Source organism: Kocuria sp. HSID17590 (assembly GCF_003989485.1).
Taxonomy (GTDB): Bacteria; Actinomycetota; Actinomycetes; order Actinomycetales; family Micrococcaceae; genus Kocuria; species Kocuria salsicia.
In genome coordinates this window covers 1-668 of record NZ_RBMB01000076.1, presented here as the reverse complement: position 1 = coordinate 668, position 668 = coordinate 1, and the positions used below count along the sequence as shown (strand labels likewise).

Sequence of the window (668 nt, the reverse complement as noted above, 5' to 3'; positions counted from 1 at the left end):
CCCGGGCGGCGGGCACGTCCCCGCGCTGCAGGGCGGCCGCACCGCGCTTGAGGCGGCGGGCGGAGGTCTGTGCTGCGAACACTGGGGGCTCCCGGTCTGAGGTGTCGGAGGGGACGGGTGGTGAACGCTAGGGAGAGAGCTGGGTGGGGTTCCCGCAGCTCAGAGGATCCGGCGGCCTGCGGGGGACGGCTGCAGGGTCAGGAACAGGGGGTCGCGGAAACCGTGCTCCGCGAAGGTGGCGCACACGGAGCGCGCCAGGGCATCGAGGTCGTCCGCGGGTGCGAGCGCCAGCACGGACCCGCCGAAGCCGCCCCCCACCACCTTCGCACCCAGGGCGCCGGCGTCGAGGCACGCGGCCACGGCGGCGTCGAGCTCCGGGACGGAGACCTGGCAGTCCAGGCGCATGGACTCGTGCCCGGCCACGAGCAGGCGGCCCACGAGCGACCAGTCCGCGTCCGGCGTCGCGAGCTCGTCCGCGATCCGCACCGAGCGGACCATCTCGGTGAGCGAGTGCCGCAGCCGCAGCCGCACGCCCTCGGGGTCGCCGTCCAGAGGTGCCCCGTCCGCGACGAGGGCGTCGAAGCGGCCGAGCGCCGCGGCGGCGTCGTCGTCCGTGGGGTGCTCCGGCAACGCGTCCCGCAGCCGATCCACGCCGAGGACCGCGGCGA

The 668-nt window shown here is 76.0% G+C and carries 1 pseudogene; it reads right to left on the bottom strand.

The features are described 5' to 3' along the window. Positions 1-159: 159 nt before the first annotated feature. Positions 160-668, bottom strand: a pseudogene (locus D8M39_RS12470) (galactokinase); the annotation flags it as partial.